Below are 16,025 nucleotides of genomic sequence, written 5' to 3'. Positions count from 1 at the left end.
TCACAGGACAGTCACACCGCCCGCACGGCGCCTCCACGTCCGCCACCCTGACCCGCATGCCAGACACCACGCCTCGCCGCCTCTCCCGCAACACGAAGATCGTCGCCGTGCTCGTCGCCCTCCTTGTGTGGACCGGGCTCGCCAGCGGCTGGACCGACAAGGGCTGCGACTTCGTGCCCCAGTCGTACTTCCTCGTCATCAGCCACGGCACACCCGACAGCGACGAGGGCTGCGAGCCCGAGCCCTCCGGGCCCGAATACACCGACCGCTACTACCGGTGAGGAGGTGGCGCCCGTGGCCGGCAACCCGCGTAACGGGCGCCCCTACCGCGACTTGTGCACCTGGCTCCGCTCTCAGGCCCTGCCCTGCTGGATCTGCGGCCGGGACATCAACTACGCCCTCAAGGGTAAGGACGCTCAACGGTCACGGTGGGCATTCACCCTCGACCATGCCCAGCCCCTCAGTCGTGGCGGCGCCCTCCTTGACCGCGCCAACGCCCGAGCAGCACACCGTGCCTGCAACTCAGGTAGAGGCAACCGCATGCGCCCGGCTGAATCCCGTCGAGCTTCCAGAAGGTGGTGAGCATGGGCCGCGTGACTCTTCGAGTGGCGCACGAACTCCTGTCTGAGTTCGAGCAGGTTCTACACCTCCTCGCGTGCATGGAAGTCGCGAGAGACGAGAGGGACGCCGAAGCTGTAGTCCTGACGTTGGATGCTCCGATGGCGCCACCTCGCGCTGCATCGATGACTCCGTGGTTCCAGGCCCGTGATGGGCAGGCATCAGTGTCCAGCATCGAGTGGTACGACGCTGACGGCGTGCGCATCGCGGCAGAGTGACCCCGTGCTCTACGTCGTCACCGGGCCGCCGGCCTCAGGTAAGAGCAGCTGGATCCAGGCTCGTGCTACGGCGCGTGACATTGTCATCGATCTGGATCTGATCACTCGCGCCCTGTCTGGTCCTGGTGCACCGCAGTGGAACCAGGACCCCAATCTCCTGCGCGTGGCGCACAAGGCGCGATACGCCGCGATGTACGAGGCGTTCGAGCTGCGCGACAAGGTTGACGTCTACCTCATCCACACCATGCCGAGCGGCAAGGCTATGGCGAAGTACAAGCGGCTCGACGCGCGCATCGTGGCTGTCGACCCTGGGCGAGACATCGTCATGCAGCGCATCGAAGCGATGCGTGACCTGGAGATGAAGCGGGTGGCCACCCGCTGGTATCGGCAGCACCGAGCGTCACGCTCCGATGCAATGCCGCAGTCATCGAGGGCCTGGTGAACGCGGCCTGGCCTGTTCTTTGAGCTCAGGACCGGGCGACCCAAAAGCCCTTCTCGCCCGATTTTTTGCGCGGCCGTCAGAAAGATCTTGACCCGAGTCCCAGGATTCATGAAATAGCGACTCTCTGTAACCGTGACGCTCTGTCATGGAGGTCGATCATGGTCGAAGATTCGATCCGTCAGGAGCTTGACAAACTGGGTGTGACCAGTACCGCTCCCGGTCTCGCGGAGATGGCGCTGAAGCTCGCCCGCGCACTCGACCAGATCCCTGACGGTGACTCTCCGACATCACAGGCCGTCGTCGCCGACAAGCTGCACGGCCTCATGGTCCGCCTCCGCGCCCTCGCGCCCATCAAGTCAGAGGGGGACGGCGTCGATGACATCACTCGCAAGCGAGAAGAGCGCCAAGCGGCAGTCCGCCGCAAGGCCTCCGGCGGCTGACACCCGGGCACAGGGCTGGCAGCAGCCGCCCATTGAGATCGTCCCGCCGTCCGTCTCGACCGCTGGGCAGGAGGCAATCGACCTCGCCGCCCGAGCGGGCCTCCAGCTCGACCCATGGCAGCAGCACGTCCTCCGGCAGGGCATGGGCGAATCGGCCGACGGAAGCTGGTCAGCGTTCGAGGTCTGCGTCAACGTCCCGCGGCAGAACGGCAAGGGCGGCATCATCGAAGCCCGCGAACTGTGGGGCCTCTTCATCGGCGGCGAGAAGCTCATCCTGCACAGCGCGCACGAGTTCAAGACCGCCAAGGCCGCTTTCAAGCGCGTGGAACGGCTCATACGTAGCTGCCCTGACCTGCACAAGCGCGTCAAGGCCTACCGATACACCGTGGGCGAGGAAGCCATCGAGCTCCACACGGGGCAGACGCTTCGCTTCATCGCCCGCAGCAAGGGTTCCGGCCGCGGTTTCACCGGTGACTGCAACATCCTCGACGAGGACATGATCCTCGGCGACGACGCCATGGACGCCCTGCTGCCGACGATGGCGGCCGTCGAGAATCCGCAGATCTGGTACCTCGGGTCGGCCGGCATTGGACCGCTTTCGGTACAGCTCGGCCGCCTGAGGCGACGCGCCCTGGCGGCGATCGAAGCCGATGCGGTCGACCCGTCACTCGCCTACTTCGAGTGGTCTGCTGCTCTGCACCTGGACGAATGCCCAACCGGGTGCACGGCCCACGACGACGCGGCGTCGGACGAGGCCGTCTTGAAAGCCAATCCGGCGGTGGGCTACCGGCTGACGCTGGAGAAGGTCCGGAACGAGCGGATGACGCTGAGCCCGGCCGGCTACGCCCGTGAGCGTCTCGGCGTCGGCGACTACCCATCGGACGGCAGCGACACCTGGCAGGTGATCGGCGAGGACGTCTGGCGGGCCCTGGCTGATGCGAAGTCCCGGCCTGACGGGGCTCTCTGCATGGCCATCGACGCTACACCTGAACGGGACTACGCCGCGATCGTCGTGGCCAGCCCGTGGCGGGGCGGAACGCACCTTGAGGTCATCGCCCATCAGCCCGGCCTGGGCTGGGTGGTGGAGAAGGCGAAGGCCCTGGAAGAGAAGTGGGGCCCGCGCTGCTGGGTCGTGGACGGCGGCGGACCGGCTGGCTCGCTGATTCCGGCCTTGGAGGAAGCGCTGGGCCGTTCCGTGGTGCAGCCGAAGGTCCGGGAGATCGCCCAGGCCACAGGCCAGTTCTACGACGCGGTCGTCGACCAGTCCATCTCGCATCTCGACCAGGCGCCGCTCGCGGTCGCCCTCGCGGGCGCCCAGAAGAGACCGCTGGGTGATTCCTGGGCGTGGGCTCGGCGTGGTGTCGGCGTCGACATCAGCCCGCTCGTTGCAGCCACTCTCGCCCGCTGGGGCCTCGGCGCCGAGGTCGAGGACGTGGTCGATCCGCTCGACAACATCTGGTGAGGGGAGGTCGTATGGGCCGCAGGCTGCTGCAGAGCGCCGCCGGGGTCGCAGGGAGCGTGACGGGTGCGGCCCTGCGTTTCGGCCCGGCAGTGGCCGGCGTGGGCCTCGTCTCCTACGGTGCTTGGCTCGCGTGGGCGCCGTCCGGCTTTATCGTCGCTGGGGTGCTGATCCTGGCGGACCAAGTGGCGGGACGGAGGAACAGGTGAGCTTTCTCTTCGGGCGCCGCGAACAGCGGGCCTCATGGATCCCCGAGCCGCCTATCCCGACGAACGGCGCGCAGGGCAGCGGCAACTTCGCGCGCGTGGACCTCTCGCGCACTGAGGCGTCGCTGCAGAAGGTGGCCGTCTGGTCATGTGTGGACCTGGTGGCCACTGTTGCTGAGACGATGCCGCTCGACTACTACCCGCGGCCTCGGAGCACCCAGCCGCTTCCCTCCTGGATGGCTGACCTGGCGGGCGACGGCTACGGGCTGCCGGACTGGATCCACCAGTTCGTCTGGTCGGACATGCTCCGCGGGAACGTGTACGGCATTACGGGTGCCCGGGACCCGAAGCGGGGCACGCCGACGCAGATCGTGCTGCAGCATCCCGACCTCGTTGGCGTGACGCTGGACGGTGCAGGCCAGCCGGTATGGCGGGTGAACGGGGAAGAGGTGCCACGGGAGGACTTGTGGCACAAGCGGGCTCACACCGCGCCGGGCCGGCTCCTCGGGCTGTCGCCGATCGCCCTGCAGGCCACGACGATCTCGACGGGCATCTCGGCCCTGCGCTTCGGCGCCTCCTGGTTCGAGGACGGCGCCCACCCGTCGGGCATTCTCTCCAGCGACCAGGCCCTCGATGCCCGGCAGGCCCTGACTGCCAAGGAACGGTTCATGGCGGCGGTACATGGGCGCAGAGAGCCCGCGGTGCTGGGGAACGGCTGGAAGTACCAGTCGATCCAGATCAGCCCCAACGAGTCCCAGTTCCTGGAGACGAACAACTACACCGCCGCTGAGTGCTGCCGAATCTTCGGTCCGGGATTCGCCGAGATCTTCGGCTACGAGACCGGTGGCAGCCTGACGTATTCGAACATCGAGCAGCGGTCCATCGACCTCTTGACCTACGCGGTGGATCCGTGGCTTGTGCGCATCGAGAGGGCCCTTAGCGCCCTTCTGCCGCGCGGGCAGGTCGTGCGGTTCAACCGGGCTGCGCTGGTGAGAACGGACCTGCTGACGCGTTACAGGGCCCACGCCATCGCGCTGCAGAACCGCTTCAAGGTCGTGAACGAGGTTCGTGACCTTGAGGAAATGGGCCCCGTCCCTTGGGGCAATGAGCCGAACCCGACAGGGGCGGCACCGTCGGACCCCGAAGGAGGTCAGCCGTGAACGACAAGAGCGAACGCGCCTCCGCGAAGGGGATCGTGCGACGCGCCTTCCCGGTGCAGCTGGAGACGCGCGCCAAGGCAGGATCCTCGAGTGTCACCACCATCAGCGGCTACGCGTCGGTGGTCGAAGAACCCTACGAGATGTGGGACTTCCTCGGCTCCTATGCTGAGGTGGTGCGATCCGGCGCCTTCACCAAGACGCTGAACGAGACGCCGCAGGTCCAGCTTCTTCTGAACCACGGCGGTCTCGCCATGGCCTACACGAAGGCTGGCACGCTGCGCCTCTCCGAGGACTCGACGGGCCTGTACATGGAGGCCGACGTCTCCACTGCTCGCGGCGACGTCCAGGACATGCTGCTGGCTCTCGAAGACCGCAGCGTCGACGAGATGAGCTTCGCATTCCGAGTGACCCGGCAGATCTGGTCCCCGGACTATGACCAGCGCGACATCCTCGAGGTGGACCTGCACCGAGGGGACGTATCCGTCGTGAACTTCGGCGCCAACCCGGCCACCAGCGTCACGCCTGCGATGCGAGCGGTCGACTTCGACAGCCTTGACGACGGCGACGCGCGCGCACTCTACGAACGCCTCCAGCGGCGCTTCGCCCCTCCCGCAGAGCCCGCGCCCGCCTCTGGGCACCCGCTCTCCCTTTACCTGGCTCAGGCCCAGTCGCTGGACCTGTAGCCAAACCGCCTGCAACACCTGACGCGCCGGAGCCTACGCCGGAGCGGTACTCGGCATGCCCGAGAACGCCACCACCTGGGCCACCACCCGTACAGATCGCAGGCGCGACCCACCACCATCACCTTCGGAAAGGAGCGAGCCATGCTCGCATTCCTGCGCAAGCAGCTGCAGGACGCGCTCGAGCAGCGGGCCGCGCTGAAGACCGACCTGGACGGCATCCTCGACGCCCCCGGCAAGGAGCAGCGCGACCTCACTGACGATGAGAAGTCCGCCTTCGACGAGAAGCGCGCCGCTATCAAGGCCAAGGACGAGGGCATTGACGGCCTCAAGCAGCGCATCGCCGAGCTCGAGGACGCCGAGGAGCGCGACAACAAGGCCGCCGAGCTCCGCGCCCGGTACGCCCCCGCCGGTCCGCAGGCCACCGGGATCGCGGTCGTCTCCGAGCCCGAGACGTACCGCAAGGGCGGACAGGCCAGCTACTTCCGGGACCTGTTCCGGGCTCAGCAGCGCGGCGATCACGAGGCCATCGAGCGACTCCAGCGCAACGACCGCGAGGTCCAGGAGAAGCGCGCCCTGAACACTACGGACGGCGGAGTCGGCGAGTTCGTGCCGCCGCTGTGGATGGTCGAGGACTACGTGCGTCTCGCCCGCGCCGGTCGTGTCGTCGCCGACCAGATCGCCCACGCCGCCCTCCCGAGCGGCACCGACAGCATCAACCTGCCGCGGCTGGCCACCGGCACCTCGACAGCCGAGCAGGCCACGCAGAACTCCGCCGTCTCCAACACGGACGCCACTTCCAACAGCGTCACGGCCGCTGTCGCAACGATCGCCGGCCAGCAGGTGGTCTCCCAGCAGCTGCTCGAGCAGTCCCCGGTCAACATGGACACGATCCTGCTCGCGGACCTGGCCGCCGACTACGCCGTCCGCCTGGACACGTTCGTCATCAACAACAACGCGGCCAACAAGCGTGGCCTGCTCAACGTCTCCGGCTCCAACGCCATCACCTACACCGACGCCACCCCGACGGTGGGCGAGGCCTACGCCAAGACGGGCGACGGCATCCAGCAGATCCACACTGGCCGCTTCATGCCGCCGGACAAGATCTTCATGCACCCGCGGCGCTGGGCCTGGTACACGGTCTCCCTCGACACCGCAGGCCGCCCTCTCGTCGTCCCTGTGGCGCAGATGCCGCAGAACGTGATCGCGTCGATGGGCGACGTGTCGTCCGAAGGCTTCGTCGGCACTCTGCAGGGTCTGCCCGTGTACGTCGACCCGAACATCCCGACCAACCTGGGCGCCGGCACGAACGAGGACCGCATCATCATCGTCCGAAGCTCCGACGTGATCCTCTTCGAGGGGTCTCCGCGAGCCGAGGCGTTCCGCGAGACCTACGCCAACCAGCTGTCCGTGCTGCTGCGGTTCTACAACTACGCCGCGCTGCACTCCGAGCGGTATCCGAAGTCCATTTCGGTCCTGAGTGGCACAGGTCTCATCACCCCGACGTTCTAGTTCCCGTGGCGCCGGTCGGCAGCACCGCCCGGCGCCTTCCTGAGAGGAGTGAGCCATGGCAGCACCCCGACGACCCGCCAAGGCTGCGGAGGACAGCGCCGGCGAGGATGCGGAGTCCCTGGACGGCAGGGAAGCCGAGAACGCGCACGCCACTGAGGCGGACGGACCCACGGCTATGGAACGCGCCTACATGGACGCCCTGCAGCGCGAGCGCGCCGGCTACGAGATGCGTGGCCTGACGGACCGCGTGAAGCAGGTCGACGCCGAGCTGAAGCGCTTCAAGCGATAGCTGGGAGGGATCGTGGCCCTTCTGACGCTGGCCGAAGCCAAGGCCCAGCTCGACATCGAAACCACGATGCACGACCAGGAGTTGACCGCCTACATCAACGCCCTCACTCCGATCGTCGAGCGCTACATCGGGCCCGTTGAGAACCGAACGATCACTGAGACCCTCGACAGCAAGGGCCTGACGCTGGCTGTTACCCAGGTTCCGGCCGTCTCTCTCACGTCCATCACACCAGTCCTTGCCGGCGGCCTGGCACTGGGCATGGACGACGTCGCCCTCGACGGTGCTGCGGGCATCATCCGACGTGTCAACGGCAGCTTCTTCGGCGGAGGCCCCTGGCAAGTCGTCTATGTCGCCGGCCGCGGCGAGATCCACCCGACCATCAACGTGGCTGCAAGGATCTTGCTTCAGCACCTCTGGCGCACCCAGTACGGGGCTGCCCGCGGTGCATCGGGCAGCGACGACTTCGACGTCAACGAGCCTGTCGTCGGTTGGGGATACGCCATCCCTAACCGGGTGCTCCAGATGCTCGAGGCCTTCAAGGTCCCGCCGGGGGTCGCGTGATGGCGACCTCCCGGGTTCCGGCAGCCGTCGCAGCGCTGCTGGCCATCCTGCGCGCGGCACCCACCCTTAATGATCCCGACTCGCCGGTACGCATCGTGGATGGGCCTTCGGCGGTTAACTTCACCGAGCGGGACATCATCTATATCGGCTGGCAGCCGTCCGGCGAGTCGGCCGTCTCCATCCAGCAGGCCTTTAACGGGGCCGGAGCTCGGACCCGCGACGAAGACTTCGTGATCGCTTGCTACATCGAGTCTCGGGCTGGCGACAAGGACACGGCCCTTCGCCGAACCCGCGTCTTCGAAATTCTCGGTGTCGTCGAGACGGAACTCAGAGCCTCCAACGCCTTCCCAGAGGCGCCGACGCTGAACGGAACCGTCCAATGGGCGCACCTCACTGCCGGTGACTTGCACCAGGAGCAGAAGGAGGGATCCCTCGCCGGGCTCAACTTCACCGTCTCATGCTTCGCTCGCATATGACCCACCCCACGATCCAAGGAGTACTGCGATGGCGCGTGTGCGCTTCATCGGCCCGGAGCCGGTCACCGTGCCGGAGCTCGGCGACCGAGTGATTCAGCCCGACCAGCTCGTCGAGGTCCCCGACGCGCGGTTCGACGGCTACGTCTGCCAGACCACGCTGTGGGAGCCGGTCGAGGAGCCCGGCGCCACGAAGAAGGTCGCGGCCAAGTCCGCAGCGAAGGAGGGCTGATCCATGGCGATCGGATCCGGGCTCGGCGCGCAGATCGGCATCGCCGCCGAGTCGACCTACGGCACGTTCGTGGCGCCGACGCGCTTCGTGGAGTTCACGAAGGAGTCGTTGGCGCTGAAGAAAACGACGGCTCAGTCCGCTGGCGTCGCGGCGGGCCGCCTGATGGCGCTGTCCTCGCGGAGGGTGGTGACGCAGCGGGAGGTGTCCGGCTCGCTGGAGATGGAGGTCACCAACAAGTCGATGGGTGTCCTGCTGCAAGCGCTCATGGGCACGTCTGTTACGCCGGTGCAGCAGGGTGTCACGACGGCGTACCTGCAGACGCACACCCTGGCGGACACGGCCGGAAAGTCGTTGACGATCCAGAAGGGCGTGCCGCTGACGACCGGCACGGTGGTCGACAAGACGTTCCTGGGCTGCAAGGTCACCAGCGCGGAGTTTTCGTGCGAGGCCGGCCAGATGCTGACGTCGACGTGGGAGTTCGACGGCCGGGACTGTGACGAGGGCCAGACGCTCGCGACCGCGAGCTATCCGTCGATGTCGCCGTTCCACTTCGGGCAGCTCGCGGTCAAGTCCGGCACCTTCGGTACGGAGACCGCCCTGGACGGCGTCCGGAAGGTCAGCATCAAGGTCGAGCGGCCGCAGGCCACCGACCGCTTCTACGCCAACAACTCGGCGCTGAAGGCGCAGCCGATCAGCAACGACCTGGTGAAAATCTCCGGGTCGCTGGAGATGGACTACGTCGCGACCACCGTGGACGACCTCCACACGAGCGACGGCGCGACCTCGCTCGTCGTCGAGTTCGTCGGCCCGATCATCGCGAGCACCTACGCGGAGACGTTCCGGATCAAGCTGCCCGCGATCAGGGTGGACGACGCGCCGCCGCAGGTCGACGGCTTCCAGGTCGTGCGCCCCACGTTCAACTTCACCGCCCTGTACGACGGCACCAACGCGGTCGCCATCGAGTACATGTCCACCGACACGACCGTCTGACGGAGGTGCGCTGTGGCCGTCGGTTCGGTTCAGATCCACGGCACTGGGCAGCTCATCGAGCTGTCCCGGCGGCTGAAGGCGGCCGGCGGCCCGCGGCTCAAGGCGAACTACGTCCGCCGGATCCGGCGGGCCGGCGAGCCTCTGAAGAACGATCTGCAGCAGACGATCCGCAACCTGCCCATCACCGCCGAGCCGCGGAAGCCCGGGAAGCGCGGCGGCCCGTCGCCGACGACGCGGCCACTGCGGGCCACGATCGCCGAGGCGGTCCGTCTGTCTGTCCGCACGGGCGGCAACCCGGGCGCCCGTGTCTGGGTGGACCGGTCCGCGCTGCCGTCGGACCTGAAGAACATGCCGTGGGTCATGAACAGCAGCAACGGTCGGATCCGGCATCCGGTGTTCGGCAACAAGAGGCGCTGGGTGAACCAGTGGACCACCCCTCTGTGGTGGGACAAGACCGTCCGCCAGCACACCCCTCGCATGCGCGCCGAGGTCGAGAAGGTCATCGACGACGTCCGCCGCAGCCTCACCTAGGAGAACCCGTGCTCATCGTCTACACCCCCGCCGGCGGCGAGGCCGCGCACTTCGACCTTCGCAGCATCCGCACGGCGGAGGCGTCGATCATCTCCCGCGCGCTCGACACGACCTGGAGGAAGGTTAAGGAGCTGCTCGCCGATGACGATCCCGAGGCGATGCGCGCCGTGGCCTGGGCCGTGAAGAAGCGGAGCGAGCCGACGCTGCGCCTGGCCGACTTCGACCCGCTCGTCGACGAGCTCACCGTCCGCCTCGACAAGACCGAGGTGGAGCAGTGGGCGACCGAGGCGGTCGCCGCCATCGATGAGGGCATTGCCCCCGAGGCCGTCCTGATCGCGCTGCACCCGATCGTCGACGCGGCGTGCGACCCCGACTTCGCGCGAGAGCTGATCCTGCGGCTCGCCGCGGCCCCAAAAGACCCGGCGGCCACCGCCGACGAGACCGCCGGCCCGAGCGGCCCGACCGAGGAATCGACGCCGACCGGCGCGAGTACCTCGGACTCTTCGCCCACCTCCTCCACATCCCAGCCCCCGTCGTAGACGACCTCCTCGTCGACGACTTCGAGGCCTACGTGCTGTGGATCGACGACTACCTCGCCCAACAGCAGCACGGAGGTGAATGACCGTGGCGGAGCGCCTGACCTTCATCCTCGACGGCCGCGACAACCTGTCCCGGGTTCTCGGCCACGCTGGGGACTCGGCGGAGCGTCTGCGCCGGCAGATGGAGGACGCTTCCGACGGGTCGGGCCGGGCGCTCCTCACGCTCACCCAGGATGCCGATGGCCGCCTGCATGACCTTGAAGGGCGCTTCGTGTCTGTCGCGGACGCGGCGGCGCTCATGGCGCATCGGACTGGCGAGTCTTCCCGGCCGCTCGCGGACTGGTCTCGCGCGGCTGACGAGGCGCGGCGTCTCGGCGGTGAGCTGAAGATGTCGTGGCTGGCGCTTACGCCGACTGTGATCCCTATGGCGGCGGCGCTGGCGCCGGTGGCTTCGGCGGCGGCCGCTGCGGGTGTCGGCATGGCGGCGCTGGCCCTGGCTGCGGGCGCTCAGGTGGCTGCGCTGTCGGAGGCGTCACAGGCGGAGCAGAAGTACACCGATGCTGTCGAGGAGAACGGCAAGTCCTCTGAGCAGGCAGTGAAGGCCCAGGTCGCCTACGCGCGCACCATGGAGAAGCTGCCGCCCGCCACGCGCGAAGCTGCGGCCGCGCTCGGCGTGTTCAAGGACCAATACAAGGCGTGGTCCAACTCTCTGGCCAGCAACACCATGCAGCCCTTGGTCAAGGGGCTGGGTGTCGTCGGGGCGATCTTTCCGAAGCTGACGCCGACGGTGAAGACCGCGGCAGCCCAGCTCGACCGCCTGATGACGGTGGCCGGCGGCGCGGTCGCCTCGCCCGGCTTCGACACCTTCATGAAGAAGGTGGACGGTTGGGCGTCCGGCGCGCTGAAGCGGGCCACGGACGGCATGATTCATTTTCTCCGCGAGGCCAGTTCGGGGAAGGTCTCCGGCGGGCTCAGCGAGTTCATGGAGTTCGCCCGCGCCCAAGGCCCGGCCGTCGCCGCGACCCTGAAGGATGTCGGTCGCGCGCTGCTGAATCTGCTGGAGGCGGGCGCCGACGTCGGCGTCGGCATGCTGTCTGTCGTGCAGCTGCTCAGCCACCTGGTGGCCGCCGTGCCGCCGGAGGCGATCACCCGGCTGCTGCAGCTCGCGATTGCGATCAAGGCGGTACGGATCGCTGCAGCTGGCATGGCGGCGGCCCGGACGGCGGTGGCCGCGTTCACGGCGCAGATCGCGCTGATGCAGGCGTCTGCGGCGGGGGCGCCGGGCCGACTCGCCGCGGTGAGTGCTGCGTTCTCGTCGATGTCGCGGGCGACGAAGACAGCCCTGATCGGGTCGGGTATCGGCCTGCTCGTCATCGCCCTGTCGGAGATCGCGGCGGCGTCCGAGCAGGCGCCGCCCGACGTGGACAAGCTGACGGTGTCGCTGAAGCAGCTTGGTGCGACGTCGCAGGTTACGGGCGAGGCGGCGCGCGCGTTCGGCTCGGACCTGGGCGGCTTGTACGACAAGGTCCGCTCCCTGACAGACCCGAGCACCCTCGACACCGTGCAGCAGTTCCTGGTGAGCTGGACCGGGTGGGACTCCACTCCGGTGAAGCGCGCCAAGGAGAACCTCGACGCCGTCGACAAATCGCTCGCGTCCCTCGTCAGCAGCGGGCAGGCCGACCTGGCGGCGGCCGCGGCGAAGCGGCTGGCCGAGGAGTACGGCAAGGGCGGCCGGGACACCAGCCAGTTCACCAGCCAGCTGGACGACTACCAGTCCGCGCTCGCGGATGCGCAGTTCGAGCAGCAGCTCGCCGCCGACAGCATGGGTCTGTTCGGTCAGCAGGCGCTGGCGACGAAGCAGAAGCTGGACGCGCAGAAGCTGAGCACGGACGGTCTGCGGCAGTCGATCCAGGCCCTGAATGACGTGAACCGCGCGGGCATCTCGGCGCAGATCGCGTTCGAGCAGGCCCTCGACCAGACTACGGAGGCGGCCAAGCAGAACGCGGGCGTCTGGACGGCGAACGGTGGCGCGCTCGACTTGTCCACGGAGAAGGGTCGGACGGCCGCGACCGCGCTGAACGACCTGGCCAGCAAGACGGACGCGGCCGCCGCGGCGGCACGCGAGTCCGGCGCGTCGTGGGGCACCGTCAACGGGATCTACGAGCGGGGCCGGCAGCAGCTCATCGCCAACGCCCGGCAGATGGGTCTCAACGAGTCTGCGGCTCGGCAGCTGGCTGATCAGATCCTCCGGGCGCCGGACAAGACGGCGAAGCTGAAGGGCGACATCGAGGATCTGCAGGCCAAGCTGAACTCGGCCAAGGCCCAGCTCGGCAAGGTCCCCGACGCGCGCAAGGCCCAGGTCAGGGCGAACATTGCGCAGCTTGAAGCGCAGCTGGCAGAGGCGCGTCGGAAGCTGGACGCCCTCAACGGGAAGACGGCAGTCACCTACGTGTCGACGGTCTACTCCTCGGACCGGGTCGTGTCCCCTCAGGGCCACAACGGGCCGGGCGGCTTCCCGAAGTACGCCTCAGGCACGGACAGCGCCGCCTCGGGCTGGGCCCTTGTCGGCGAAGAGGGCCCCGAGCTGGTCCGGATGCGGGGTGGCGAGCAGGTCTTCGATCACCGCACGTCCATGGGCATGGCGCGTCAGCTCGGCGCCGGGCAGGACGCCGGGCGCGGCCTGGTCGCCGGACTCGTCTCGTCTCGCGCGCAGGTGGACCGGGCCGCCCGGCTCATGGCCGCCGGCGTCGAGGCCGGCGTCCGGGCCGAGCTGCAGATCGCGTCACCGTCGAAGAAGATGCTCGCCCTCATGCAGGACGTCCGGGCCGGCATCGTCAAGGGCCTCACCGGATCGAAGGCCACCATCGCCGCGACGGCGAAAGACCTGGTCAAGGACATCTGGAAGGCGTGGGAAGGCACCCGGTCCACCCGTGACACCACGCTGGTGCGGATGGTCGACCGCGACACCAAGCGGCTGCAGTCCCTCGCCTCGCAGCGGGACGCGCTCGCCGCGCGGATCGCCGCCGCCCAGAAGTACCGGGCCGACCTCACCCAGGCCGCCCGGGAGCAGACCAGCCTCAGCAGCCTGGGCCTGTCCGAGGAGGAGGTGACCGCAGGCAGCATCCAGGCCGGCCTGGGCCAGAAGCTCGCGAAGGTCCGGCAGTTCACGTCCTACATCCAGACCCTGGCGAAGCGGGGCCTTAACCGGGGCCTGCTGCAGCAGATCCTCGCCATGGGCCCGGACGCCGGGTACGCCTACGCGTCCGCGCTCGCCAGCATGCCGTGGAGCGGCCTGGCCGCGCTGAACAAGACCCAGAGCAGCCTCGACTCGGCGACGAACTCGCTGGGCATGACCGGCGCGGACATCATGTACGACGCCGGGAAGAACGCCGGGAAGGGCTTCCTGCGGGGCCTGTCCGACCAGCAGAAGGCCATCGAGGCGCAGATGGTCGCGATCGCCAAGGGCATGGAGAAGGCGATCAAGAAGGCGCTCGGCATCCGCAGCCCCAGCCGCGTGGGCCACGGGATCGGCGCCAACTTCGGCGGCTCCATCGGCGGCGGCGTGCTGGCGTCCGTACCGCTGGTGGGCCGGGCGATCGATGCGGTCGGCGCGCGCATGGCCATGCTCCAGCCGGCCGCGCCGCGCGCGCTCGCAGCGGCGGCGCCGGGCGCGAGCACCCCGGCGGGCGTCACCTACAACATCACCGTCAACGGCGCCCTGGACCCGGTTGCCACCGGCCAGGAACTCCGCCGTGTTCTGGTCCGACTCAACCGGACCATGGGCCTGCCCGAAGGGGAGCTGATGCGATGACGTCAACGATTCTGGTGGAGGCCGCGTTCGGGTACGCCCCGACCGCGGCCTCCATCACGTGGACCGACATCACCCAGTGGGTCGACCTGCGGCAGGCCATCCGCATCACCCGCGGCGCGTCGGACGAGCTGTCGCAGACGCAGGCCGGAACCCTCGGCCTGCTCCTGGACAACACCGACGGCCGGTTCACCGCGGGCAACGCGGCCGGCCCGTACTACCCGTACATCCGGCCCTCCTGCCCGATCCGTGTGTCCGTCATCGTGGGCGGCGTCACCTACCGCCGGTTCTACGGGATGGTCACGGACTGGGGACAGAAGTGGAAAGGCCTGCAGGACACAGTCGTCCTCACCGCTGTGGACCTGTTCGCGCTCCTCGGCGGCGACGACGCCCTGCAGGCCCTGCTCGTCGAGGAGGTCCTGCTCGCCGCGCCCCTCGCCTACTTCCCGCTGTCCGAGCCCGCCTCGTCGACGTCCGCCGGCGACATCGCGGGCAGAGGCGCCGGATCGCTGGCGATCGCGCAGGCCGGCGCCGGCGGAACGCTGACGTTCGGCGACAGCGCCGGCCCTCCGGCCGACGGCCTCGGCGCCCCAACGTTCACCCCGGCCTCCGCGACCGCGGGCAAGTACCTGACCGGCGACATGGGGCCTGACTTCGCGACCACCAGCAGCGCCAACTTCCTCTTCATCGAGGCGTGGTTCACCACCTCGACCTCTGGCCGGGTGATCCTCGCGGCCCGCTCCGACGACCGGCAGTACGAGATCATTTTCAGTCTGGAATCGGGGACCGGGAAGTTGAGGGCCCAGTGGACCACGGTCGGCGGGCCGCTGTCCGGGTACGGCTCGTCGGTGGCCGCCACCGCCAACCTCGCCGACGGCCAGCCTCACCACTTCGTGTACGACGAGTCCACTGGCAACGTCTACGTGGACGGCGGAGCGGCGATCCCCGTCAGCGTCGACAGCATGTTCGGCCTGCAGTACCTGACGGTCGGCGCCTACGCGAACGACCGGCTGTGGTCCGGCAGCATCAGCCACATCGCGCTGCACGCGCCCAACCCGGCCCCGGCCATCAGCGCCTTCACCGCCCACTACACCGCCGGCTTCTCTGGTTTCTCCGGTGAGGACGCCGACCAGCGGGTCCTGCGGCTCGCCGGATACGCGGGCATCGGCGCCGTGAGCACGTCGGGGGACTTCTCGGCGGTCGCTTCCCAGGGCGAGGGTGGGTCGACCGCGCTGGAGATGATGCGGCAGGTCGAGACGACCGAGGGCGGCAAGCTCGCCTGCGACCGCGGCACCGCGAGTCTGGTCTTCCAGGCCCGCACGGTCCGCTACAACCCGACCTCGTCGGTGACGCTCGCCTACGCGGACCTGGAGACGGGCGACGTCGACAGCCTCATGGACGACCAGAAGTTGATCAACACGGTCACCGCGTCCCGGCCGGGCGGCGCCACCCAGCGTGTCGCCTCCGCCGAATCCCGGACCGCCTTCGGACCGAAGCGGCAGCAGCTCGACCTGCTGAAGACCTCCGACAACGAGGTCCTCGACGCCGCTTACTGGACGGTGTCGCGGTACGCCGTCCCACAGCCGGAGATCCGCACCATCCCCGTCGAGGCCTACTCCCTGCCGCAGGCGACGTTCCAGGCCCTGCTGGCCGCGGACATCTCCACGGTCATCACCGTCACGGGCATGCCGGCGACCGCGCCGGCGACGACCGCGGTCGTCACGGTCGAGGGCTACACCGAGACCATCGGCCAGTCCACGCACCGGCTCGACTACCACACCTCGCGCACCAACACCGATGCCGTGTGGGTCCTCGACGACCCCACCTACTCCGTGCTCGGGTCCACCACCCGGCTCGCCTACTGAGA

General features: G+C 68.5%; 17 protein-coding genes. All 17 read left to right on the top strand.

The features are described from left to right. The first annotated feature begins 56 nt into the window (after positions 1 to 56). The 17 genes from ACIGO8_RS08090 to ACIGO8_RS08010 all read left to right on the top strand — a co-directional run bounded on the left by ACIGO8_RS08090 (position 57) and on the right by ACIGO8_RS08010 (position 16,023). Positions 57 to 281 (top strand): hypothetical protein, encoded by a 225-nt coding sequence (locus ACIGO8_RS08090; RefSeq protein ID WP_399725681.1) that lies wholly within the window; start codon positions 57 to 59, stop codon positions 279 to 281. 4 nt (positions 282 to 285) lie between these two features. Continuing rightward, positions 286 to 582: an HNH endonuclease gene (locus ACIGO8_RS08085; protein ID WP_399725678.1), complete on the top strand. Its 297-nt coding sequence runs from the start codon at positions 286 to 288 to the stop codon at positions 580 to 582. A gap of 258 nt (positions 583 to 840) precedes the next feature. Next, complete coding sequence (locus ACIGO8_RS08080) at positions 841 to 1,278, top strand: hypothetical protein (protein ID WP_399725675.1); 438 nt, start codon at positions 841 to 843, stop codon at positions 1,276 to 1,278. A gap of 158 nt (positions 1,279 to 1,436) precedes the next feature. Further along, entirely contained in the window at positions 1,437 to 1,718 is a 282-nt protein-coding gene (locus ACIGO8_RS08075) for a hypothetical protein (RefSeq protein ID WP_399725672.1), read from the top strand. Then, positions 1,654 to 3,180, top strand: a complete 1,527-nt coding sequence (locus ACIGO8_RS08070; RefSeq protein ID WP_399725669.1) for a terminase — start codon at positions 1,654 to 1,656, stop codon at positions 3,178 to 3,180. Before ACIGO8_RS08075 ends, ACIGO8_RS08070 begins: the two co-directional genes overlap by 65 nt. Before the next feature lie 202 nt (positions 3,181 to 3,382). Continuing rightward, positions 3,383 to 4,543 carry a phage portal protein gene (locus ACIGO8_RS08065; RefSeq protein ID WP_399725665.1) on the top strand — a complete coding sequence of 387 codons (1,161 nt, stop codon included), beginning with the start codon at positions 3,383 to 3,385 and terminating at the stop codon, positions 4,541 to 4,543. Continuing rightward, positions 4,540 to 5,226 (top strand): HK97 family phage prohead protease, encoded by a 687-nt coding sequence (locus ACIGO8_RS08060; protein ID WP_399725662.1) that lies wholly within the window; start codon positions 4,540 to 4,542, stop codon positions 5,224 to 5,226. The genes ACIGO8_RS08065 and ACIGO8_RS08060 overlap by 4 nt, the downstream gene beginning before the upstream one ends. A 141-nt stretch (positions 5,227 to 5,367) precedes the next feature. Then, the gene (locus tag ACIGO8_RS08055; RefSeq protein ID WP_399725659.1) at positions 5,368 to 6,735 is read left to right on the top strand and encodes a phage major capsid protein; all 1,368 of its coding nucleotides are present in this window, start codon (positions 5,368 to 5,370) and stop codon (positions 6,733 to 6,735) included. A 55-nt stretch (positions 6,736 to 6,790) separates the two neighbouring features. Then, positions 6,791 to 7,024: a hypothetical protein gene (locus ACIGO8_RS08050; protein ID WP_399725656.1), complete on the top strand. Its 234-nt coding sequence runs from the start codon at positions 6,791 to 6,793 to the stop codon at positions 7,022 to 7,024. 12 nt (positions 7,025 to 7,036) lie between these two features. Continuing rightward, entirely contained in the window at positions 7,037 to 7,585 is a 549-nt protein-coding gene (locus tag ACIGO8_RS08045) for a head-tail connector protein (RefSeq protein ID WP_399725653.1), read from the top strand. Further along, positions 7,585 to 8,061: a hypothetical protein gene (locus ACIGO8_RS08040; RefSeq protein ID WP_399725650.1), complete on the top strand. Its 477-nt coding sequence runs from the start codon at positions 7,585 to 7,587 to the stop codon at positions 8,059 to 8,061. Before ACIGO8_RS08045 ends, ACIGO8_RS08040 begins: the two co-directional genes overlap by 1 nt. Before the next feature lie 28 nt (positions 8,062 to 8,089). After that, entirely contained in the window at positions 8,090 to 8,290 is a 201-nt protein-coding gene (locus ACIGO8_RS08035; RefSeq protein WP_399725647.1) for a hypothetical protein, read from the top strand. A 3-nt stretch (positions 8,291 to 8,293) separates the two neighbouring features. Beyond that, a complete protein-coding gene (locus ACIGO8_RS08030; RefSeq protein ID WP_399725645.1) occupies positions 8,294 to 9,280 on the top strand; it encodes a phage tail tube protein in 987 nt (328 codons plus the stop codon). A gap of 12 nt (positions 9,281 to 9,292) precedes the next feature. Continuing rightward, positions 9,293 to 9,811, top strand: coding sequence for a hypothetical protein (locus ACIGO8_RS08025; protein ID WP_399725642.1), 519 nt, complete (start codon positions 9,293 to 9,295; stop codon positions 9,809 to 9,811). Between the two features lie 8 nt (positions 9,812 to 9,819). Continuing rightward, positions 9,820 to 10,350 (top strand): hypothetical protein, encoded by a 531-nt coding sequence (locus ACIGO8_RS08020; protein WP_399725640.1) that lies wholly within the window; start codon positions 9,820 to 9,822, stop codon positions 10,348 to 10,350. An 85-nt stretch (positions 10,351 to 10,435) separates the two neighbouring features. Continuing rightward, positions 10,436 to 14,161 (top strand): hypothetical protein, encoded by a 3,726-nt coding sequence (locus ACIGO8_RS08015; protein ID WP_399725637.1) that lies wholly within the window; start codon positions 10,436 to 10,438, stop codon positions 14,159 to 14,161. Next, positions 14,158 to 16,023 carry a hypothetical protein gene (locus tag ACIGO8_RS08010; protein WP_399725634.1) on the top strand — a complete coding sequence of 622 codons (1,866 nt, stop codon included), beginning with the start codon at positions 14,158 to 14,160 and terminating at the stop codon, positions 16,021 to 16,023. Before ACIGO8_RS08015 ends, ACIGO8_RS08010 begins: the two co-directional genes overlap by 4 nt. Positions 16,024 to 16,025 lie beyond the last annotated feature (2 nt).

The organism is Streptomyces sp. NPDC053493 (assembly GCF_044544825.1).
Taxonomy (GTDB): Bacteria; Actinomycetota; Actinomycetes; order Streptomycetales; family Streptomycetaceae; genus Streptomyces.
This window is presented reverse-complemented; position numbering and strand designations above follow the sequence as displayed.